This is a genomic window from Kribbella sp. WER1, from assembly GCF_054189145.1.
In genome coordinates this window covers 2,030,628-2,050,501 of the sequence record NZ_CM135186.1, presented here as the reverse complement: position 1 = coordinate 2,050,501, position 19,874 = coordinate 2,030,628, and the positions used below count along the sequence as shown (strand labels likewise).

Sequence of the window (19,874 nt, the reverse complement as noted above, 5' to 3'; positions counted from 1 at the left end):
AAATTCTGCAGAGGTTCGGTGCCGGTGGCTCAGAGCGGCTCCGGGCCTTGGTGAGGTGTGTCCGGATCCGGTGGCTGGCCATCGGATCATTGGTGCGTCCAGCGGTGTGTTGTTGCTGATAGCAACGGTGTGAATCCCTTGTTGGTAAGGGGTTTGGGCGCTTCGGTCACCGTCCGGTATCGACAGCGGCGGGAAGTCTTCCGCTCTCCGGTGGTTGTGTGTCATTCTCCGGGAAAGCGAAACCCGAGATCCTATCGGATATCGGTTCCACTCCAGCGCGTGAGGGAAAGGAAGCGGAGTGAGCGCAACCTTCGAGGTGAAACCGGCCCGCGCGGGGCAGCCGGCGCAGCGGGCGGCGGAGGTCTCGCGGAGACCGCGGCGGACCAGCCGGCGGACGCAGGCGGGGCGGAGTCTGCGGCGGCACTGGCAGCTGTACCTGCTGGTCGTCGTCCCGCTCGCGTACTTCGTGATCTTCAAGTACATCCCGATCGCGAACGCGGTGATCGCGTTCAAGGACTACAGCCCGGTCAAGGGCCCGTGGGGCAGCCCGTGGGTCGGGTTCAAGAACTTCGAACTGTTCTTCCAGAACCCGGTCTTCTGGACCCTGGTGAAGAACACCTTCCTGCTGTCGGTCTACACCGTGCTCGCGAGCTTCCCGATCCCGATCATCCTCGCGATCGCGCTGAACGAGATCCGCAACGGCCGGTTCAAGAAGACCGTCCAGCTGGTCACGTACGCGCCGTACTTCATCTCCACCGTGGTCGTGGTCTCGATGACGATCCTGGTGCTGTCGCCGCGGCTCGGGTTCGTGAACGACGCGATCGGGCTGTTCGGCGTACCGCAGATCGACTTCCTCGGGAACCCGGACTACTTCCGGCACATCTACGTCTGGTCGGACGTCTGGCAGACCACCGGGTACTCCGCGGTCATCTACCTGGCGGCGCTGTCCGGGATCGACCCGGCGCTGCACGAGTCCGCGCGGATCGACGGCGCCAGCCGGCTGCAGCGGATCCGGCACGTCGACCTGCCGGGGATCATGCCGACCGCCGTGATCATCCTGGTGCTCGGCGTCGGCAACATCATGTCGATCGGGTTCGAGAAGGCGTTCCTGCTGCAGAACCCGCTGAACACCGCGCAGTCCGAGATCATCGCCACCTACGTCTACAAGACCGGCCTGCTGAACGCCGACTTCAGCATGGCGACGGCCATCGGGCTCTTCAACTCGGTGATCAACCTGTTCCTCCTGCTCGGCGTGAACTTCGCCGCCAAGCGCATCACCGGAAACGGACTGTGGTCATGAGCACGATCGAGGAGACCCGCACCGACAAGATCTTCCTGACCGGCGTCAAGGTGATGCTCTGGCTGGCGCTGATCCTGGTCGCGGTCCCGCTGATCTACATCGTCGCGAACTCGTTCAGCAGCCCGTCCGCGGTGAGCGCCGGCAAGGTCCTGCTCTGGCCGGTCGAGCCGAGCATCCGCGCGTACAAAGAGGCCTTCAGCGACCCGATGATCATGAAGGGCTACCTGAACTCGTTCATCTACGCGATCAGCGGCACCCTGATCAGCGTCACGCTGACGATCGCGATCGCGTACCCGCTGTCGCGCCGGACGTTCTTCGGCCGGAACGTGATCATGAGCGCGCTGATCTTCACGATGCTGTTCTCCGGCGGCCTGATCCCGACGTACCTGGTGGTTCAGGACCTCGGGATGCTGAACACCCGCTGGGCGATGGTGATCCCGAGCGCGATCGGGGTCTGGCAGGTGATCATCGCGCGGACGTTCTTCCGCTCGACGATCCCCGACGAGCTGTACGAGGCCGCGACCATCGACGGCGCGAGCGACCTGCGGTTCCTGTGGTCGATCGTGCTGCCGCTGTCCAAGCCGGTGATCGCGGTGATCGCGCTGATGTACGCGATCTTCCAGTGGAACAGCTACTTCGACGCCCTCATCTACCTCAAGGACCCCAGCCTGTACCCGCTGCAGATCGTGCTCCGGAACGTGCTGATCCTGAACACCCTCACCGGGTCCACCACCACGACGAGTCTGGCCCAGCAGCTCGAACAGCAACAGCTGGCCAACGTCCTCAAGTACGCGCTCATCGTCATCTCGAGCCTGCCCGTACTGGTCATCTACCCGTTCGTCGCGCGCCACTTCACCAAGGGCGTGATGGTCGGCGCAGTCAAAGGTTGAGTACAGAAGGGAACAGAGCAATGCGCTCATCCGTGAGCAAGGTCGTGGCGCTGGCAGCTGCCGGCGCGCTGGCCCTGGCTGCCTGCAGCTCGGACAAGTCGTCCAAGGGCGCGGCGAACGAGACCACGTCCGACGGCAAGGTGATCATCGACACCTTCACCCCGGCGGACCAGAGCACCAACCTGGAGACCAACGCGGTCACCAAGATCATCAGCGACAAGTTCAAGATCCAGTTCCGCTGGCAGACCACGACGTACGACGCCGGGCCGGCCAAGGAGAAGCGGCAGATCGCGCTGGCCAGCGGCGACTACCCGGACCTGTTCTTCCTGATCCCGTGGATCGACGCGTTCACCCAGGCGGAGGTGCTGAAGCTCGGCCAGCAGGGGGTCGCGGTGCCGCTCGAGGACCTGATCAAGCAGAACGCGCCGGACATCCAGAAGGTGCTGGACACCAACAAGGAGTACAAGGAGATGGCGACCGCGCCCGACGGTCACATCTACGCGTTGCCGCAGTGGGCGGACTGCTTCCACTGCACGTATCCGGACAAGCTGTGGATCAACAGCACCTGGCTGAAGAAGCTCGGGCTGCAGGTGCCGAAGACCACCGACGACCTGCGCAAGGTGCTCGAGGCGTTCAAGACCAAGGACCCGAACGGCAACGGCAAGGCCGACGAGATCCCGATGACCACCGACGTCCAGGACAGCAGCCTGATCGCGTACCTGATGAACGCGTTCGCGTACGACCCGGTCGGCGCGAACAACGGCGTCCGGTCGCTGCTCACGCTGAACGGCGACAAGGTCGTCACACCGGTCACCTCGGACCAGTGGAAGGAAGGCCTCAAGTACATCCACGGCCTCTACAAGGACGGGCTGATCGACCAGGCCGCGTTCACCCAGAACGCGCAGGCGTTGCAGGCCCAGGGCAACAACCCCAAGGCCGTCGTACTGGGCTCGGTGCCGGTGCTCTGGCCGGGCATCTTCGTCCAGCTGGACTCCAAGGACGGGCGTGACAAGCAGTACGACGCCGTACCGCCGCTGACCGGTCCGGAGGGCAAGAGCTACACCGGGTACAACCACCCGACGTCGACCGGGTACACGTTCATGCTGACGAACAAGGCCAGCAAGGAGGCGCAGGTCGCGGCGATCAAGATGCTGAACTGGATCTACACCGACCAGGGCCAGGAGATCACCAACATGGGCCCGGAGGGTATCGGCTGGACCAAGCCCGCGCCCGGTGACGTCGCGCTCGACGCCAGCACCACGCCGCTGTACAAGCCGAAGCAGGACGCGCCGAAGAACATCAGCTGGGGCGCGCTCGGTCAGTACAACAACACGCTCGCCTACCGGAACGCGCAGGTCGTGCCGAAGGACATCTACACCGGCGCCGGCCTGGAGCGCCGGCTGTGGGAGGCGACCAAGCAGTACGAGGGACATGTCGACAAGTCGCAGTGGTTCCCGCAGTCGTTCATGTGGCCGGACCCGAGCCTCAGCGGGGAGATCGCGACGCTGCAGACCAACCTGAACAACTACGTGAACCAGAACCAGCTGGCCTTCATCACCGGGTCGAAGAACATCGACACCGACTGGGACGCCTACGTGAAGGGGCTCGACAGCACCGGGATGCCGCGGTACCTGCAGATCAACCAGCAGGCTTACGACAAGTACAAGAGCGGTTCGAAGTAGTGTCCGACCTCCTGTGGTTCCGGGCGCCGGCGCCGGACTGGTTCGAGGCGTTGCCGCTGGGCAACGGGCATCTCGGCGCGAAGGTGTTCGGGCGGGTTGCCGACGAGCGGATCGCGTTGAACCTCGACGACCTGTGGTCGGGGGACGGTCCGCGCAAGCTGACTGTCCCGGACGGGCCGGCGGTGCTGGCCGACGTACGGCGGTTGCTGCTGGACGACGGTGATCAGCTGGCCGCGACCGAGCGGACGCGGGCGCTGCAAGGGCCGTTGGTGGAGTCGTACCAGCCGTTGGCCGATCTGGTGATCTCCACCGGGGCCGGTCAGGCGGTGGACTACAGGAGGAGTTTGGATCTGCGCACCGGGATCGCCGCCGTCGACTACACGGTCGAGGGCGTGCGGTTCCGGCGCGAGACGTACGTGTCGGCGCCGGACCAGGTGCTGGTCTGGACGCTGATTGCCGACAATCCTGTTGTTGACCTTCGGGTCGGGCTGGGGAGTCCGCATCCGGTGCAGGCGGTGGTTGCCGACGGCACCTATGGGGTGGTCGGGCGGGCGCCGTCGGACCTGACGATCGAGTACCGGGAGTCGCCGGATCCGGTGCGGTACGCGGACGGGCGGGGGATCGGGTTCGGGGTCGCGCTGCGGGTGTTCTCGGACGGCGTGGTGACGATGCCGGCGGACGGGGACGAGGGCGGGGACGAGGGCGGGGACGGTGCCGGGGCTGCCGGTGGGGTTGTGGTGCGAGGGGCTTCGCGGGTGACGGTGGTGCTGGCGGCGGCGAGTACATTCGCCGGCTGGTCGGTGCCGCCGGGGCGGGATCCGCAGGTCGCGTTGCGGGCGGCGGTCGACGTACTGGATGCGGTTGCCGTGGACAAGCTGCGGGAGCGGCACGTCGAGGACCACCTGGCGCTGTACGACCGGGCGTCGCTGGAGCTCGGGTCGATTGTCAACAATCCTACGGACGAACGTCTGCAGTCGATCGCGGCCGGTGGCAGCGACCCGGATCTGGTCGCGCTCGCGTTCAACCTCGGGCGGTACCTGCTGATCGCGTCCTCCCGCCCCGGAACGCAGGCCGCCAACCTGCAGGGCATCTGGAACCAGGACCTGCGGCCGATGTGGGCCAGCGACTGGACCAACAACATCAACACTCAGATGAACTACTGGCTCGCCGACCTGACCGGGCTGAGCGAGTGCTTCGAACCGCTCACCGACCTGCTCGAAGGACTCGCGGCGTCGGGCGCCGAGACAGCGCGGAGCCTGTACGACGCTCCCGGGTGGGTCTCGCACCACAACTCCGACCTCTGGAGGGCGACCTGGCCCGTCGGCGAGGGCGGCGACGATCCCGTCTGGGCGATGTGCGCGACCTGCGGGGTGTGGCTGACGGCGCACTTGATGGAGCACTACCGGTTCACACTGGACGCCGGCTTTCTGCGCGAGCGCGCGTATCCGATCATCGCGGGCGCGTCGTCGTTCGTGCTGGCGATGCTCGTCGAGGACCGGGACGGCGTACTGCAGTTCGTCCCGTCGACGGCGCCGGAGCACCATTTCGTGCTGCCGTCCGGTGAGAAGGCATCGGTCGACCTGACGTCGACGTTCGACATCTGGCTGATCCGCGAGCTGTTCGCGAACCTCCGCGAGGCGGAGGACGTGCTCGGGCTGGACTCTGAGCTGGCGTCACAGGCCGCGGCCGCGCGGGACCGGCTGCCGGGGATCCGCATCACCCCAGACGGCCGGCTGCACGAATGGCCGACGGACTGGACGCCGTCCGAGATCCATCACCGCCACCAGTCGCACCTGTACGGCCTGTACCCGGGCGCCGAGATCGACCCGGACCGTACGCCGGAGTGGGCCGCGGCCGCTCGTACTTCGCTGGAGCGACGGACCGATGGTGCGACCAACGGCGGGTGGACCGCCGCCTGGCTGGTCGCGTTGTGGGCGCGGCTGTACGAGCCGTCGAAGGCCGTCGCGGTGATCCAGGACTACCTGAGCCGCCTCGTGTCCGGGAACCTGATGTCCCGCGACGGCGACATCTTCCAGATCGACGCGAACTTCGGCATCACCGGCTGCCTCCCGGAACTCCTGCTGCAGAGCCACACCGACGTCGTCCGGGTACTGCCCGCGCTGCCGGCCGAGTGGCCGGACGGGTCGTTCCGCGGGCTGCGGGCGCGCGGCGGGCTGGTGTTCGACGTGGCCTGGCGCGACCGCGAGCTGACCACGGCGACCGTCCGGGCGACCGTGGCCGGGACGTACCGGATCGCGCTGCCGAGCGGCGAGCGGACCGTCGTACTGGCGGCCGGTCAGCTGGTGGACCTGGTTAGGTGAGCCTAACCAGTGTTGTTGTAGGGTCAACCTCTGTGAAGAAGCTGATCGGGATCGTCGCCTCGGCCGCCGTACTGGCGCTGGCCGGCTGCGGCGGCGGGGACACCAAGAGTGCGGACACCGGCGTCGGTGACAAGGAAGTGGCGACCGGCGGGCGGCTGTTCAGCACCGCCGACGCGGAGACCGCGAAACTCGGGTCGGACGCCGCGCCCGGCGTGTTCCCGCGGACGGTGAAGGACGCGGTCGGCTCGGTGCAGCTGCCGAAGAAGCCGGAGCGGATCGTCGTCCTCGACAGCGGCGAACTGGACGACGTACTCGCGCTCGGCATCACCCCGGTCGGGATGGCGACCACGGCCGGGCAGAGCGGCGTACCGTCGTACCTCGCCGAGAAGGCGCAGGGGATCAAGACCGTCGGCGGGATCAGCGAGCTGAACCTGGAGGCGATCGCGGCGCTCAAGCCGGACCTGATCCTGGGCAGCAAGCTGCGCGCCAAGGACCTGTACGACAAGCTCAGCGCGATCGCGCCGACCGTGTTCAGCATCCGCCCCGGGTTCCCGTGGAAGGAGAACTTCCTGCTGGTCGCGGACGCGGTCGGCGAGGAGACCAAGGCGACGTCGATCCTGAACGGCTACCAGGCCCGCGCGAACGACGTGAAGAAGAAGGTCGACGGTACGCCGACGATCTCGCTCGTCCGGTTCCGCCCGGGCGAGATCCGGCTGTACGGCAACCTGTCGTTCATCGGCGTGATCCTGAAGGACGTCGGCCTGCCGCGCCCGAAGCTCCAGGACGTTCAGGACCTCGCGGTCGCGGTCTCCCAGGAGAACATCGGCAAGGCCGACGGCGACCGGATCTTCTACTCCAGCTACGGCAAGCCGGACACCACCGACGAGACGAAGGTTGTCAACAGCAACCTCTGGAAGTCCCTCCCGGCCGTCAAGGCAGGCAAGGCACAACGCGTCGACGACGAGGTCTGGTTCCTCGGCCTCGGCCCGATCGGCGCCATGGACGTCCTCTCCGACCTCGAGAAGTACCTCGCCCCTCAGGGCTGACGGTCTGTTTCTGCCGGTGGAGCGGCTCGGTCGGTGACGTGGATGCCGCGGTCGGTGAAGACCTTCTTGGCGACGGTGATGGCGTTGATGGCGCGGGGGAAACCGGCATAGCCGGCGGTGTGGATGAAGGACTCGACGATCTCGGCGGGGGTGAGGCCGACGTTGAGGGAGGTCTTGATGTGGACCTCCAGTTCGGGTTCGCAGCCGCCGAGCGCGGCGAGGATGCCGAGTGTGACGAGTTGGCGCTGCTTCGGTTCGAGGGCGGGCCGCGAATACAGGTCGCCGAAGCCGAACGCGACGATGTGGTGGGCGAGGGCGGGCGCGATGTCGCCGAGGCTGTTCATCACCGCGGGGGCGCCGCCGCCGTCGATCGCGTTCAGGACCTCCAGGCCGCGTTCGTACCGCGCTTGCTCCTCAGGGCTGTTGATGTCGGGGGCTGCCATACGCCGACGCTAGCTCAGTCCTCCACCCGGCCGCGGTCGGTGACGCGGACCTGGGGTGCGCGTTCGGCGACGGCGGTGACGAGTTCGTCGTACGGGAGGGTGCGGCCGAGGATCTCGTGGGTGCCGGGCCACGGGCAGGACGGGCCCCAGGCCTTGGTACTGCGGGGGAGTGCGTCCTCGTCGACGAGCATCACGACCAGGCGGGGCTCCCAGGTCTCCTCGGTCTCGTGGCGTTCGACCCGGCAGACGCCGCGGACCTCGCCCCACGGGATCGTCCGCGGCTGGTCGCCGCCGAGGTGGATGCCGGTGTCGTCGACGGTCAGCAGTACGTCGTCCGCGTCCTGGTCGTGGCGTTCCTCGAGCGCGGTGATCGCGCCGACCAGGAGCAGTACGGGCAGGCCGACCGCGAAGATCAGCGGCGTACCGCCCCAGCTCAGCCAGACCGCCTCGAGCGGCGCGCGGACCGAGGCCCCGCGGATCGATTGCACCACGACGATCCCGAGCGTCAGCAGGACCAGTGCGCCGAACACCGCGGTGCCGAGCGCGAGGGCGGTCTTCGTCGTACCCAGGCCGTGGCGCTTGACGACGAACGGCTCGCTGATCGGCATACCGGCATTGTGGGTGAGGTCACCCGAAGGCACCAGCTTTCTCACGGATTCCTCATCATTCCGGTGCCGGATCGTCGTCCGTACGGATGAAATCGCCGTACCTGACCGGGCACGGGCTTTGGTCCGGGCCGGACGTCCGCAACAATCGCTGGCATGCCGGACCGCCAGACCGCTGTCGCCACCCGTACGCGACCGCCGACGCGCACAGCAGCGCGCCGCCGGAAGAAGACCGGTGGCATGTGGCGCCGCGGCTGGGTGATCGCGGTGCTGGCGATTCTTGCCGGGCTGGTGCTGTTGTTCCACCGCAGCGTGCCGAACTCGATCGGCAACCTCGGCAGCCTGCTCGACACCTTCCTGCCGTGGGTCGGCGTCACCGTCCCGGTACTCGGCGTCGCCGCGCTGGTACGGCGCTCCGCGACGGCCGGTGTCGCGCTGCTGTTGCCGGCGGCGATCTGGGGCCTGATGTTCGGCCACCTGCTGCTGCCGGGGAAGTCGACCGGCGGCGCGTACGACCTGCGGGTGCTGACGCACAACGTGGACGCCGCGAACCCGGCGCCCCAGCAGACCGCGAAGGACCTGCTCGGCGCGGACGCGGACGTCGTCGCGCTGGAGGAGCTCACCCCGGCGGACCTCAAGATCTACAAGGCGTCGTTCGCCAAGACGTACCCGTACGAGGTGACGCGGGACACGGTCGCGCTGTGGTCGAAGTTCCCGGTGGTCGAGACGAAGTCGGTGGACGTCGGCTTCGCCTGGACGCGGGCGCTCCGCGCCGAGGTGCGGACGCCGAAGGGGACGGTCGCGGTGTACGTCGCGCACCTGGCCTCGGTCCGGATCGGGACCAGCGGATTCACCTCCGACCAGCGCAACAAGACGATCAAGGAGCTCGGCGAGCAGATCGCGGCCGACAAGTCGAAGTCGGTGATCGTGATGGGCGACTTCAACGGTACGGTCAACGACCGGAGCCTCGCGCCGCTGACCGTCGGGCTGCGTTCGGCGCAGGGGGCGGCCGGGACCGGGTTCGGGTTCACCTGGCCGTCGGCGTTCCCGATGGCGCGCATCGACCACATCCTGGTCCGCGGTATCACGCCGACGAAGGCCTGGGTGATGGCGCCGACCGGCAGCGACCACCGTCCCGTCGTGGCCGAGCTACGCCTCTGACACGATCCCGTTGCGGTACGCGTAGCGGACCGCTTCCGCCCGGTGGCGGGCGCCGATCTTCGCGAACGTGTTGTTGATGTGGGTCTTCACGGTCGCCTCGCTGATGAACAGTTCGCCGGCGATCTCCGGGTTGCTCAGTCCGCGGGCGATCAGCCGCAGTACCTCGGTCTCGCGGGCGGTGAGGCCGTCGTTGCCGCCGTCCGCCGCCGGTGCGAGGCCGGCGATCAGGCGCTTGGAGACCTCGGGGTCGAACGTCGACTGCCCGGCGGCCGTGGACCGGAGCGCGGCGCCGATCTCGGCGCGACCTGCGTCCTTGGTCAGGTAGCCGCGGGCGCCGGCCCGGAGCGCGTTCGCGATCGACGCGTCGTCGGCGTACGTCGTCAGCACCAGTACGGCGACGCCCGGGTGGTCGGCGGTGATCCGGGCGGTCGCCTGGATACCGTCCAGGACCGGCATCCGCAGGTCCATCAGTACGACGTCCACGGTGCCCTTGGCCACCAGATCGACGGCCTCGACGCCGTTCCCGGCGGCGCCCGCGACCTCGACGCCGTCGATCAGGCCGAGCAGCGCGACCAGTCCTTCCCGGACCACCTGCTGGTCGTCGGCCACCACTACCCGGATCACCTCAGTCAACCTCCGCCATCACCAACCAGTCGTCGCCATCGGGGCCTGCCGTCAACGTCCCGCCCACCAGCGCCAGCCGTTCCCGCATCCCGGCGAGCCCGAAGCCCTCGCCGCTGGTGACCCCCTTGTTCCGCACCGACACCCGGACGCCGTCGTCGTAGACAATCCGCATGTCAACAATCTGACCAGGTGCATGCTTCGCCGCATTCGTCAGCGCCTCACGGGCCGCGCCGAGCAGCGCGACCGCCACACCTGAGTCGAGCTTCCGCCCGCCGGTCACCGTCAGCCGTACCGGAGTCCCGTGGTCCTTCTCGTGCTGCTCCGCCATCGCCGCCAGCGCCGCAGGCAGCTCCGGTACTTCGTCCGCCCGCAGCGCGGCCACCGCACTCCGCGCCTCGGTCAGCCCCTGTACGGCGAGCTTCCGCGACCGCCGGACCCGGTCGAGTGCACCGGCCGTGTCGGACCGCTCCGCCAGCAACGCCTCGGCCACCTCGAGCTGCACGCTCAACGCGCCCAGCGAATGCGCCAGTACGTCGTGCAGGTCGCGGGCGATCCGTCCACGCTCCTCCAGCGCCGCGGCGCGGGCGTGCTCGCTCTGCGCCAACTGGGTCTGCTCCAGCAACTGCTCGGTCTGTCGCGCCTGCGCCTCGTACTGCCGCCGGTTCAACCCGAAAGCAGTCAGTACGGCGGCCCACAGCAGCTGGGTGAAGTACCAGGTGTCCGACTGGTCGAACAGCCACGCCGACACCGCGTAGGCGGCCGCGATACCGATGCCCGCGGCAATGATCGGGCGGTTGCCGCGCCGTTTGAAGTTGATCACGGCGATGTCCGTGATCGAGACCAGGACCAGGACGAGCGCGTTCGACTGCGGGTAGCCCGCGATCGCCGCGTTGCAGACCGCGACCGCCAGCAGGAGCCCGAACGCGACGTACGGCCGGGTGGCCATCAGGGCCGAACCGACCAGGAAGACCCCGAACGTCACGCCGAGGACGGCCCAGACCCAGCCGTCCGCGGGGCGGGCCGTGACCAGGACGGCGACTGCCACGCCGGCCGTGAGTACGCGACCGACCCAGCCGGCCTCACCGTGCGGACGGGGCGGCAGCAGCGCCTTCAGCTTCACTGGTTGCTGTACTCCTCCTCGGCGTGGCTCGCCTTGCTCTGGATGATCATCGACTGAGTCAGCAGGTTCGCGCCGATCGACAGCATCAGCGCGCCGCCGCCCGCCGACGGTACGCCCGCCAGGTGCCCGACGCCGGCCAGGGCGAGCCGGACGACCAGGTAGGCCACCATGATGCCGAGTCCGGGCAGACCGAGTCGGTAGAACACCTTCCCGGCGCGTCGCTGGACCTGGGCGACCCGTCCGGCCGCGACCCCCGCGACCAGGGCGACCGCGGCGCCGACGACCAGCAGCGTGATGCCGGCGACGCCCAGCGGGACGTGCTTGTTGTACAGCTGATAGACCCCGACGCCCATCAGGACCACCGGCCCGCGCCAGACGTCGGCATCGGAGTTCTCCAGCTCCGACCAGGACAGCCGCCGCGCGAGGACGGCCACCACGACGGCGATCACGATGAGTGCGTTGGGCAACGTTCCGAGGCTCATGTCACGGACGGTAGGCCTGGACTGCCCTCGGTGAGGACCGACCAGGGGTGGAGATCCGGGTGGAGACGGATCGGTCGCCGGGTCGGCCCGCGGCTGGTTGAAAAGGGGAGTAACGTTCCTGATCGGTAACAACACGATCCGTCACAGCCGACGATCCGGAGGGCCGATGCTTCCGCAACAATCCATCCTCAGACTGGATGCCACGGCGATCGACTACGTCATCATCGCCCTGTACTTCGTCTTCGTGCTCGGCATCGGCTACCTGGCCAGACGCGCGGTATCGAGCAGCCTGGACTTCTTCCTGTCCGGCCGTTCGCTGCCCGCCTGGGTCACCGGGCTGGCGTTCATCTCGGCCAACCTCGGCGCGATCGAGATCATGGGGATGTCCGCGAACGGCGCGCAGTACGGGATGCCGACCGTGCACTACTTCTGGATCGGCGCGGTCCCGGCGATGCTGTTCCTCGGCGTCGTGATGATGCCGTTCTACTACGGCTCGAAGGTCCGCAGTGTCCCGGAGTTCATGCTCCGCCGGTTCGGGAAGCCCGCGCACCTGGTGAACGCGATCAGCTTCGCGCTGGCCCAGGTACTGATCGCGGGCGTGAACCTGTTCCTGCTGGCCACGATCGTGAACGTCCTGCTCGGCTGGCCGATCTGGGTGTCGGTGATCGTCGCCGCCGCGATCGTGCTCAGCTACATCACCCTCGGTGGTCTGTCGGCGGCCATCTACAACGAGGTGCTGCAGTTCTTCGTGATCGTCGCCGCGCTGCTGCCGCTGACCCTGGTCGGCCTGCACAAGGTCGGCGGCTGGCAGGGCCTGGTCGACAAGGTGTCCGCGTCGCCGGGCGGCGACGCGCAGATGTCGGCCTGGCCGGGCAATGCGCTGAGTGGCTTCGGCAACAGCTTCCTGTCGGTGATCGGCATCGTGTTCGGCCTCGGCTTCGTGCTGTCGTTCGGGTACTGGACGACGAACTTCGTCGAGGTGCAGCGGGCGATGGCGTCGAAGAACATGTCGGCGGCCCGGCGGACCCCGATCATCGGCTCGTTCCCGAAGATGTTCATCCCGTTCATCGTGATCATCCCCGGCATCATCGCCGCGGTCGTCGTACCGGAGCTGGCGCAGTTCAAGGCGAACGGCAGCGGTGATGTCGACTACAACGACGCGATCCTGCTGCTGATGCGCGACCTGCTCCCGAACGGCATGCTCGGCCTCGCGATCACCGGGCTGCTGGCGTCGTTCATGGCCGGGATGGCGGCCAACCTGAGCTCGTTCAACACAGTCATGTCGTACGACATCATCGAGCGGTACCTGATCAAGGACCGCCCGGACGACTTCTACCTGCGGACCGGTCGCTGGGTGACCGTGGCCGGTACGCTGATCGCGATCGGCACCGCGGCGATCGCCTCCGGCTACAGCAACCTGATGGACTACCTGCAGCAGCTGTTCTCGTTCTTCAACGCGCCGCTGTTCGCGACGTTCATCCTCGGTATGTTCTGGAAGCGGATGACCGCGGCGGCCGGCTGGATCGGCCTGGTCAGCGGGACCGCGACCGCGATCCTGGTGTTCGTCCTGTCCGAGAACGGCGTCATCAACCTGCCCGGTCAGGGCGCCAGCTTCGTCGGCGCCGGTGCGGCGTTCGCGATCGACATCGTGATCAGCGTGCTGGTCAGCCTGGCGACGACGCCGAAGCGCGACACCGAGCTGGTCGGGCTCGTGTACTCACTGACCCCGAAGGAACAGCGCACCGAGGTGGCGGTGGCCGGCGACGGCGGCTGGTACCGCAAGCCGGTGCTGCTGGCGGGCATCTCGCTCGCGATGACCATCGCCCTGAACATCATCTTCGGCTGACAAGGAGGTCGTGATGGCGGAGAAGAAGAAGGCCGGAGCGTTCGACATCCGGATCGTGATCGCGCTGCTGGTCGGCATCTACGGCGTGGTGCTGACGATCCTCGGACTGACCGGCAGCCAGGCCGAGACGGACAAGGCGGCCGGGATCAACATCAACCTGTGGGGCGGCCTCGGGATGCTGGTGTTCGCGGCCCTGTTCGTCCTGTGGGCACGGTTGCGGCCGATCACCGTTCAGGACGACGACGAGTGAGCATGTCCGTTTGACGAACATCGGCGTCCGGTCGGGTCCTCCCGCCCGGACGCCGCCGTTCGTAGGCTCGAAGTACCCGATCAGGAGGTACTCCGAGATGACGATCACATCCGAGCGGCCCGAGCTGTCGTCGCTCGCGCAGCAGTACGCCGCCGACGGCTTCGTACTGGTGAAAGGCCTGCTCAGCAAGGAAGAAGCGGCGTACTACCGCAAGCGCAGCCACGACCTGCTGGCGCAGCTGAACCGTGGCGACGACCCGACCTGGGGGGCCGCTCGCGACATGGCGGAGGCGCCCACCAAGCTGCAGCACCTGCACGACGCGCAGTTCTACGACGCGGAGTTCGCGAAGCTCCTCGTCGACCCGCGATTCACCGACGTGGCCGCCGCGGTGATGGGTGTCGACAACGTGCAGCTGCACCACACCAAGCTGTTCGTGAAGCCGCCGGAGAACGGTTCGCCGTTCCCGCTGCACCAGGACCACCCGTTCTTCCCGCACACGTACCACCGGGTCGGGGCGGCGATCTTCCACTTCGACGACGCCCCGGTCGAGAAGGGCTGCGTACGGATCATCCCGGGCAGTCACAAGTCCGGGCCGCGCGAGCACGAGGCGGAGGGGTCGTACCACCTGCTCGAGCCGGCTTTCGATGAGGCGACGCCGCAGCCGGCCGAGGCAGGCGACGTCCTGTTCTTCACGTACCTGACCGTGCACGGGTCCGGCGTGAACACCAGCGACGAGCCCCGGACCACCTGGCTGATCCAGTACCGCGACCCCTCCGACCCGCCGACGGTGAAGACCCACGACTGGTCGCTCGGCCAGGGCATGATGCTGCGTGGAGTCGACCCCACGGGCAGGAGTGCCGTTTGACGCTCGCCGACGTAGGCAGTGCTGACCGGTTCGTCGACCTCGCGGGGCTCCTGGAGTCCTGCGAGGTCGACGGCTTCCGCGCGGACTTCCTGAGCTGGGGCCACTACCAGCCGGAGTACTGGCGCAACTACTGGCACAGCCACTCCTTCCACGAGGTCTGCCTGGCGTACTCGGGGGAGGGGCGCTTCAACAACGGATCCGTGCAGTACGACGTGGTACCGGGCTCGGTGTTCCTCGCGCGGCCTGGTGATGTTCATGAGATCGAGTCGTCGCGGGCGGAGCCGCTGGGGATCGCGTTCTGGGGTTTTACCTTTCGTCCAGGCTCGGACGAGGTCGGATGGTGGTCCGGGCTGACACGTGCTGATGGCCCTGTCATGTCCAGACGAACGGGTGCGCTCCCAGCACTTGTTACTGCACTGGCGCGGGAAGCTGCGGCCCCGGTGTCCGGCTACGGAACTGCTTTGGCAGCTCTGGGCTCAACGCTCGTTCTGGAGACGGCTCGGGCCTTCGCCCGCGACGAAGACCTGGCTGTTGAACCAGTGCGTCGCGACAGGGGGCCGTTAGTCGTAGAGGCGATGCAGCGGCACCTGCGCGACAACCTGTCGCGGCCGATCACCGTGCGGGACGTCGCGGCAGCGGCCCACCTGTCCGAGCGCCATGCGGAGCGGTTGTTCACCCAGCAGACCGGTGACTCGATCATGTCGACGCTGTGGCGGCTGCGGCTGGAACTCGCCGCACAGCTCCTCCTGGACCACACGCTCTCCGTCACGGACGTGGCACGGGCCTGCGGGTACTCCGACGTACGGCCGTTCTCCACTGCGTTCAAACGCAAGTACGGCCGCACCCCTGGCGACCACCGCCGTACGGGCGGTACGGAGTTCCTGTAAGAGGAGGAGCGGCACTGTTCGCCCTGGCACCGAACGTCGGGAAGGCACTCGCGGCACCGCCACCGAGTACACGTCCGTCGTTGCGGGACGTCGAGCACGTCGTACTGCTGATGCAGGAGAACCGGAGCTTCGACCACTACTTCGGCGCGATGTCCGGGGTCCGGGGCTTCGCGGACCCGCACGCGCTGACGCTGCCGACCGGGCGGAACGTGTTCTACCAGCCGACCGACAAGAACCCCGACGGCTACCAGTTGCCGTTCCACCTCGACAGCCGGACCACATCCGCACTCGCGATGCCATCCGCCGGTACGTCGCCGGCGACCAGTCCCGCATCCCGCTGCTGATGGGTACTTCAAGGAACAGACCCCGAGGGTGAGCGCGGCGGCCCGATCCTGACCAACGCGATGAACGTGAACTCGTGGCGCACGTACGCCGAGTACCTGACCGACGCGGGCGTGAGCTGGAAGTTCTACTGGGAGGACGGGGGGATGAAGAGCCAGGGATACCCGTACTTCAAGGGCTTCCGCGACGCCGCCCCGAACTCGCCGCTGTACCTGAACACGCGGACCCCGGCCGCGCCGGGCCAGTTCGAGTACGACGCGATCAACGACCGGCTGCCCCGGGTCAGCTGGCTGTTCCCGCCGATCGACCAGAACGAGCACCCGAACCAGGGCACGCCGGCCGCGGGCGCGCAGTACATCGCCTCGAAGATTCCGGGTGCCCTGCATCATCGTGTCGCCGTGGACGGCCGGTGGGTGGGTGTGCAGCGAGTTGTTCGACCACACGTCGCACCTGCGGTTCCTGGAGCCGCCGACGATGCCGAGCACGACCGGGCACCTGCGGCTGGCCGAGTACGAGGTCGCCAACCTGCCCGCGCCGGTGGCTCCGCAGAGCAACCAGCAGCCGCCCACCCAGGCCCCTGGCCGCCGCCCGCGCGCCCCGCCACCTGGCGGTCACTGAACCCCGCGTCGCTCAGAGGGCACCGGGCCGGTGCTACTCTGAGCGTATGCGAGTGAGCCTGCTCCTTACTTAGCCGTACTGGCATCCAGGCGCTGAGCGCCGGTCAGTACGGCACCCCCTCCTGTGTGAGGGGATTTTTCATTTCTGGCAGATTTAGGCTCAACAATCCACGAAGCAGGAGTAGGACCGTGAGCGAGCAGGTGGACGACACTCCGATCGACCGGGGTGGCTACGACTTCAACGCCATGCAGGCCAAGTGGCGACCCGTGTGGGAGAAGCTGGACCCGTTCAAGGCGAAGGACGACGGCTCGGCGGAGCGTCGTTACGCGCTCACGATGTTCTCGTACCCGTCGGGCGACCTGCACATGGGTCACGGCGAGGTGTTCGCGCTGCACGACGTGCTGGCGCGCTACTGGTTCCAGCAGGGGTACGACGTCCTGAACCCGATCGGCTGGGACTCGTTCGGGCTGCCGGCCGAGAACGCCGCGATCAAGCGCAACGAGCACCCGGCGACGTACACGTACGCCAACATCGAGACCCAGGCGGAGTCGATCCGGCGGTACGCGCTGAGCTTCGACTGGTCGCGCCGGCTGCACACGTCCGACCCGGAGTACTACCGGTGGACGCAGTGGCTGTTCCTGCGCTTCTACGAGCGCGGCCTGGCGTACCGGAAGGCGTCGTACGTCAACTGGTGCCCGAACGACCAGACCGTGCTGGCCAACGAGCAGGTCGTGCAGGGGCGGTGTGAGCGCTGTGGCTGGGAGGTCACCAAGCGCGAGCTGACCCAGTGGTACTTCAAGACCACCGAGTACGCGCAGCGGCTGCTGGACGACATGGACCAGCTGCAGTGGCCCGAAGAGATCCTGCTGATGCAGCGGAACTGGATCGGCCGCTCCGAGGGTGCGTTCGCCGACTTCCAGGTGGAGGGCCGCGACGAGCCGATCCGGGTGTTCACCACCCGTCCGGACACGCTGTTCGGCGCCACCTTCATGGTGGTCGCGCCGGACGCCAAGCTGGCCGCCGAGCTGGTCACGCCGGACCAGCAGGCCGCGTTCGACGAGTACCTGACCAAGGTCAAGGCGACCACCGAGATCGAGCGGCAGAGCACCGAGCGGGACAAGACCGGCGTCTTCCTGGGCTCGTACGCGATCAACCCGGTGACCGGGCAGCGGATCCCGATCTGGGCCGCCGACTACGTGCTGGCCGACTACGGCACCGGCGCGATCATGGCGGTCCCGGGGCAGGACACCCGCGACTGGGAGTTCGCCGAGAAGTTCGGTCTGCCGATCGTCCGGACCGTGCAGCCGACCGAGGGCTTCGACGGCAAGGCGTTCACCGGTGAGGGCCCGGCGATCAACAGCGCGAACGACGAAATCAGCCTGGACGGGCTGGAGATCGCCGAGGCGAAGACCCGGATCATCGACTGGCTGCAGGACAAGGGTCTGGGCGAGCGGACCATCAACTACCGGCTGCGTGACTGGCTGCTGAGCCGGCAGCGGTACTGGGGCTGCCCGATCCCGATCATCCACTGCCCGTCCTGCGGCGAGGTGCCGGTCCCGGACGACCAGCTGCCGATGGAGCTGCCGGACCTGCGCGGCGCCGACCTGCAGCCGAAGGGCGTCTCGCCGCTGGCGGCCGCCCGCGACTGGGTCGAGGTCGAGTGCCCGAAGTGCGGCGGGCCGGCCGAGCGCGACACCGACACGATGGACACGTTCGTCGACTCGTCCTGGTACTTCCTGCGCTACCTGTCCCCGGAGTACACCGACGGCCCGTTCGACCAGGCCACGGCGGAGCGGTGGATGTCGGTCTACCAGTACGTCGGCGGCAAGGAGCACGCCGTACTGCACCTCATGTACGCGCGCTTCTTCGTGAAGGCGCTGCACGACATGGGCATGCTGAGCGTGGTGGAGCCGTTCACCCGGCTGCTGAACCAGGGCCAGGTCATCAACCAGGGCAAGGCGATGAGCAAGTCCCTGGGCAACGGCGTGAACCTGGGCGACATGATCGACGAGTACGGCGTGGACGCGGTCCGGCTGACGATGGTGTTCGCGGGGCCGCCGGCCGACGACATCGACTGGGCCGACATGTCCCCGGGTGGTTCGCTGAAGTTCCTGCAGCGCGCCTGGCGGCTGGCCGGCGCGGTCTCGTCGCCCGCCGGTACCGACCCGGCGGCGGGTGACCCGGAGCTGCGGAAGCTGACCCACCGGACGATCGCGGACGCGGCCGAGCTGATCGACTCGCACCGGTTCAACGTGATGGTCGCCCGGATCATGGAGCTGGTGAACGCGACCCGGAAGGCGATCGACGCCGGCCCGGGCGCCGCCGACCCGGCGGTCCGCGAGGCGGTCGAGACGGTGGCGGTCCTGCTGAGCCTGGTCGCGCCGTACACGGCCGAGGAGATGTGGGAGGAGCTGGGCCACGAGCCGACGGTCGCCAAGGCCGGCTGGCCGAAGGTGGACCCGGCGCTGCTGGTCGAGGACACCGTGACCTGCGTGGTGCAGGTGGCCGGCAAGGTGAAGGACCGGCTGGAGGTGGCGCCGGGTATCACCGACGCCGACCTGGAGCAGTTGGCGCTGGCGTCCGAGGCGATCCAGAAGGCGCTGGACGGCCGCGGGACCCGCAAGGTGATCGTGCGGGCGCCGAAGCTGGTCAACATCGTTCCGGCGTGATGGACTCCGTCGTTCTGCAGGTTCACACCGGTTCCCGTGAGGTCGTCCTCGACCTCACGGGCCGGTGCGAGCAGTTCGTCTCCGGGCGCGGCGACGGCCTGCTGCACGTGTTCGTACCGCATGCAACGGCGGGGGTCGCGATCCTCGAGACCGGTGCGGGCAGCGACGACGACCTGCTCGCCGTCCTTGAGGACCTGCTGCCGCGGGACTTCGACTGGCGGCACCGGCACGGGTCGCCCGGTCACGGCCGCGACCACGTGCTGCCTGCGCTGATCCCGCCGTACGCGACGGTGCCCGTGCTCGGCGGCCGGCTGACGCTCGGAACGTGGCAGTCGGTCTGCCTGGTGGACACCAATCGGGACAATCCCGACCGGCAAGTGCGGTTGTCGTTCCTGGCCGGTTAGCGGACTACCCGGTAATAACCGGCGCCGTATTTTGGTGACTTATTGTGATGTTGGTGGCGGCGTTACGTTTGCGAAACACGAACCCGGTTGAATTGCCGCATGGCTGCCCTGGACTCGCTGCGCGATGTCACCGTTGAGCTCCTGGTTCGCGCGACCCGGGGGATTTGCGACGGCAGCCTGCTGAATGCCGATTCCGGCCGCGCCGACACCAGCGCGCGGCTCGACGACTGGGCCGGCGTGCTTTCTCTGTACGCCGCCGACAATGAATCGTCCTCGGTTCGTGTGAGTGCTTGAAACGCGTATTTCTGATCGCGCAAGC

At 67.8% G+C, this 19,874-nt stretch carries 20 protein-coding genes and 1 pseudogene; 16 read left to right on the top strand and 5 right to left on the bottom strand.

The window, feature by feature from the left end; all coding sequences use genetic code 11:
- Positions 1 to 298: 298 nt before the first annotated feature.
- The 5 genes from ACXJJ3_RS09940 to ACXJJ3_RS09920 are packed head-to-tail and all read left to right on the top strand — an operon-like array spanning position 299 to position 7,239.
- A complete protein-coding gene (locus tag ACXJJ3_RS09940; RefSeq protein ID WP_458169678.1) occupies positions 299 to 1,300 on the top strand; it encodes an ABC transporter permease in 1,002 nt (333 codons plus the stop codon).
- Positions 1,297 to 2,190 carry a carbohydrate ABC transporter permease gene (locus ACXJJ3_RS09935; protein WP_458169677.1) on the top strand — a complete coding sequence of 298 codons (894 nt, stop codon included), beginning with the start codon at positions 1,297 to 1,299 and terminating at the stop codon, positions 2,188 to 2,190. Before ACXJJ3_RS09940 ends, ACXJJ3_RS09935 begins: the two co-directional genes overlap by 4 nt.
- Positions 2,191 to 2,222: 32 nt before the next feature.
- Positions 2,223 to 3,872, top strand: a complete 1,650-nt coding sequence (locus ACXJJ3_RS09930; RefSeq protein ID WP_458169676.1) for an ABC transporter substrate-binding protein — start codon at positions 2,223 to 2,225, stop codon at positions 3,870 to 3,872.
- Positions 3,872 to 6,193 (top strand): glycoside hydrolase family 95 protein, encoded by a 2,322-nt coding sequence (locus ACXJJ3_RS09925; RefSeq protein WP_458169675.1) that lies wholly within the window; start codon positions 3,872 to 3,874, stop codon positions 6,191 to 6,193. The genes ACXJJ3_RS09930 and ACXJJ3_RS09925 overlap by 1 nt, the downstream gene beginning before the upstream one ends.
- Before the next feature lie 32 nt (positions 6,194 to 6,225).
- Positions 6,226 to 7,239 (top strand): ABC transporter substrate-binding protein, encoded by a 1,014-nt coding sequence (locus ACXJJ3_RS09920; protein WP_458169674.1) that lies wholly within the window; start codon positions 6,226 to 6,228, stop codon positions 7,237 to 7,239.
- Here ACXJJ3_RS09920 and ACXJJ3_RS09915 read toward each other — a convergent pair.
- A complete protein-coding gene (locus ACXJJ3_RS09915; protein ID WP_458169673.1) occupies positions 7,230 to 7,682 on the bottom strand; it encodes a carboxymuconolactone decarboxylase family protein in 453 nt (150 codons plus the stop codon). The two genes, ACXJJ3_RS09920 and ACXJJ3_RS09915, sit on opposite strands and share 10 nt — an antisense overlap.
- A gap of 14 nt (positions 7,683 to 7,696) precedes the next feature.
- Entirely contained in the window at positions 7,697 to 8,290 is a 594-nt protein-coding gene (locus ACXJJ3_RS09910; protein WP_458169672.1) for a hypothetical protein, read from the bottom strand.
- Between the two features lie 153 nt (positions 8,291 to 8,443).
- Between ACXJJ3_RS09910 and ACXJJ3_RS09905 the strand changes: the two genes are divergently transcribed.
- On the top strand, positions 8,444 to 9,448 hold the full coding sequence (locus ACXJJ3_RS09905) for an endonuclease/exonuclease/phosphatase family protein (protein WP_458169671.1): 1,005 nt from the start codon (positions 8,444 to 8,446) through the stop codon (positions 9,446 to 9,448).
- Here ACXJJ3_RS09905 and ACXJJ3_RS09900 read toward each other — a convergent pair.
- The 3 genes from ACXJJ3_RS09900 to ACXJJ3_RS09890 are packed head-to-tail and all read right to left on the bottom strand — an operon-like array spanning position 9,437 to position 11,674.
- On the bottom strand, positions 9,437 to 10,072 hold the full coding sequence (locus ACXJJ3_RS09900) for a response regulator (RefSeq protein ID WP_458169670.1): 636 nt from the start codon (positions 10,070 to 10,072) through the stop codon (positions 9,437 to 9,439). The genes ACXJJ3_RS09905 and ACXJJ3_RS09900 overlap by 12 nt on opposite strands.
- Before the next feature lies 1 nt (position 10,073).
- The gene (locus tag ACXJJ3_RS09895; protein WP_458169669.1) at positions 10,074 to 11,192 is read right to left on the bottom strand and encodes a sensor histidine kinase; all 1,119 of its coding nucleotides are present in this window, start codon (positions 11,190 to 11,192) and stop codon (positions 10,074 to 10,076) included.
- Positions 11,189 to 11,674 (bottom strand): hypothetical protein, encoded by a 486-nt coding sequence (locus tag ACXJJ3_RS09890; RefSeq protein WP_458169668.1) that lies wholly within the window; start codon positions 11,672 to 11,674, stop codon positions 11,189 to 11,191. The genes ACXJJ3_RS09895 and ACXJJ3_RS09890 overlap by 4 nt, the downstream gene beginning before the upstream one ends.
- Positions 11,675 to 11,840: 166 nt before the next feature.
- Here ACXJJ3_RS09890 and ACXJJ3_RS09885 point away from each other — a divergent pair, with 166 nt between their 5' ends.
- The 10 genes and pseudogenes from ACXJJ3_RS09885 to ACXJJ3_RS09840 all read left to right on the top strand — a co-directional run bounded on the left by ACXJJ3_RS09885 (position 11,841) and on the right by ACXJJ3_RS09840 (position 19,849).
- Positions 11,841 to 13,520 (top strand): sodium:solute symporter family protein, encoded by a 1,680-nt coding sequence (locus ACXJJ3_RS09885; protein ID WP_458169667.1) that lies wholly within the window; start codon positions 11,841 to 11,843, stop codon positions 13,518 to 13,520.
- A 13-nt stretch (positions 13,521 to 13,533) separates the two neighbouring features.
- A complete protein-coding gene (locus tag ACXJJ3_RS09880) occupies positions 13,534 to 13,770 on the top strand; it encodes a hypothetical protein (protein WP_458169666.1) in 237 nt (78 codons plus the stop codon).
- A gap of 97 nt (positions 13,771 to 13,867) precedes the next feature.
- Positions 13,868 to 14,635, top strand: a complete 768-nt coding sequence (locus ACXJJ3_RS09875) for a phytanoyl-CoA dioxygenase family protein (protein ID WP_458169665.1) — start codon at positions 13,868 to 13,870, stop codon at positions 14,633 to 14,635.
- Complete coding sequence (locus ACXJJ3_RS09870) at positions 14,632 to 15,522, top strand: helix-turn-helix domain-containing protein (RefSeq protein WP_458169664.1); 891 nt, start codon at positions 14,632 to 14,634, stop codon at positions 15,520 to 15,522. The genes ACXJJ3_RS09875 and ACXJJ3_RS09870 overlap by 4 nt, the downstream gene beginning before the upstream one ends.
- 80 nt (positions 15,523 to 15,602) lie before the next feature.
- A complete protein-coding gene (locus tag ACXJJ3_RS09865; protein ID WP_458169663.1) occupies positions 15,603 to 15,866 on the top strand; it encodes an alkaline phosphatase family protein in 264 nt (87 codons plus the stop codon).
- Positions 15,867 to 15,926: 60 nt separating this feature from the next.
- Positions 15,927 to 16,169, top strand: a pseudogene (locus tag ACXJJ3_RS09860) (alkaline phosphatase family protein); the annotation flags it as partial.
- A gap of 70 nt (positions 16,170 to 16,239) precedes the next feature.
- Positions 16,240 to 16,482: an alkaline phosphatase family protein gene (locus tag ACXJJ3_RS09855; RefSeq protein ID WP_458169662.1), complete on the top strand. Its 243-nt coding sequence runs from the start codon at positions 16,240 to 16,242 to the stop codon at positions 16,480 to 16,482.
- Between the two features lie 188 nt (positions 16,483 to 16,670).
- On the top strand, positions 16,671 to 19,151 hold the full coding sequence (gene leuS / locus ACXJJ3_RS09850) for a leucine--tRNA ligase (protein WP_458169661.1): 2,481 nt from the start codon (positions 16,671 to 16,673) through the stop codon (positions 19,149 to 19,151).
- Positions 19,151 to 19,555: a YjbQ family protein gene (locus tag ACXJJ3_RS09845; protein ID WP_458171876.1), complete on the top strand. Its 405-nt coding sequence runs from the start codon at positions 19,151 to 19,153 to the stop codon at positions 19,553 to 19,555. Before leuS ends, ACXJJ3_RS09845 begins: the two co-directional genes overlap by 1 nt.
- Positions 19,556 to 19,654: 99 nt before the next feature.
- Complete coding sequence (locus ACXJJ3_RS09840; protein ID WP_458169660.1) at positions 19,655 to 19,849, top strand: hypothetical protein; 195 nt, start codon at positions 19,655 to 19,657, stop codon at positions 19,847 to 19,849.
- Positions 19,850 to 19,874 lie beyond the last annotated feature (25 nt).

Coding starts and splice junctions, on each gene's coding strand:
- ACXJJ3_RS09935 (WP_458169677.1), top strand. CDS start 1,297: ATGAGCACGATCGAGGAGACCCGCACCGACAAGATCTTCCTGACCGGC.
- ACXJJ3_RS09915 (WP_458169673.1), bottom strand. CDS start 7,682: ATGGCAGCCCCCGACATCAACAGCCCTGAGGAGCAAGCGCGGTACGAA.
- ACXJJ3_RS09910 (WP_458169672.1), bottom strand. CDS start 8,290: ATGCCGATCAGCGAGCCGTTCGTCGTCAAGCGCCACGGCCTGGGTACG.
- ACXJJ3_RS09905 (WP_458169671.1), top strand. CDS start 8,444: ATGCCGGACCGCCAGACCGCTGTCGCCACCCGTACGCGACCGCCGACG.
- ACXJJ3_RS09890 (WP_458169668.1), bottom strand. CDS start 11,674: ATGAGCCTCGGAACGTTGCCCAACGCACTCATCGTGATCGCCGTCGTG.
- ACXJJ3_RS09885 (WP_458169667.1), top strand. CDS start 11,841: ATGCTTCCGCAACAATCCATCCTCAGACTGGATGCCACGGCGATCGAC.
- ACXJJ3_RS09880 (WP_458169666.1), top strand. CDS start 13,534: ATGGCGGAGAAGAAGAAGGCCGGAGCGTTCGACATCCGGATCGTGATC.
- ACXJJ3_RS09875 (WP_458169665.1), top strand. CDS start 13,868: ATGACGATCACATCCGAGCGGCCCGAGCTGTCGTCGCTCGCGCAGCAG.
- ACXJJ3_RS09845 (WP_458171876.1), top strand. CDS start 19,151: ATGGACTCCGTCGTTCTGCAGGTTCACACCGGTTCCCGTGAGGTCGTC.
- ACXJJ3_RS09840 (WP_458169660.1), top strand. CDS start 19,655: ATGGCTGCCCTGGACTCGCTGCGCGATGTCACCGTTGAGCTCCTGGTT.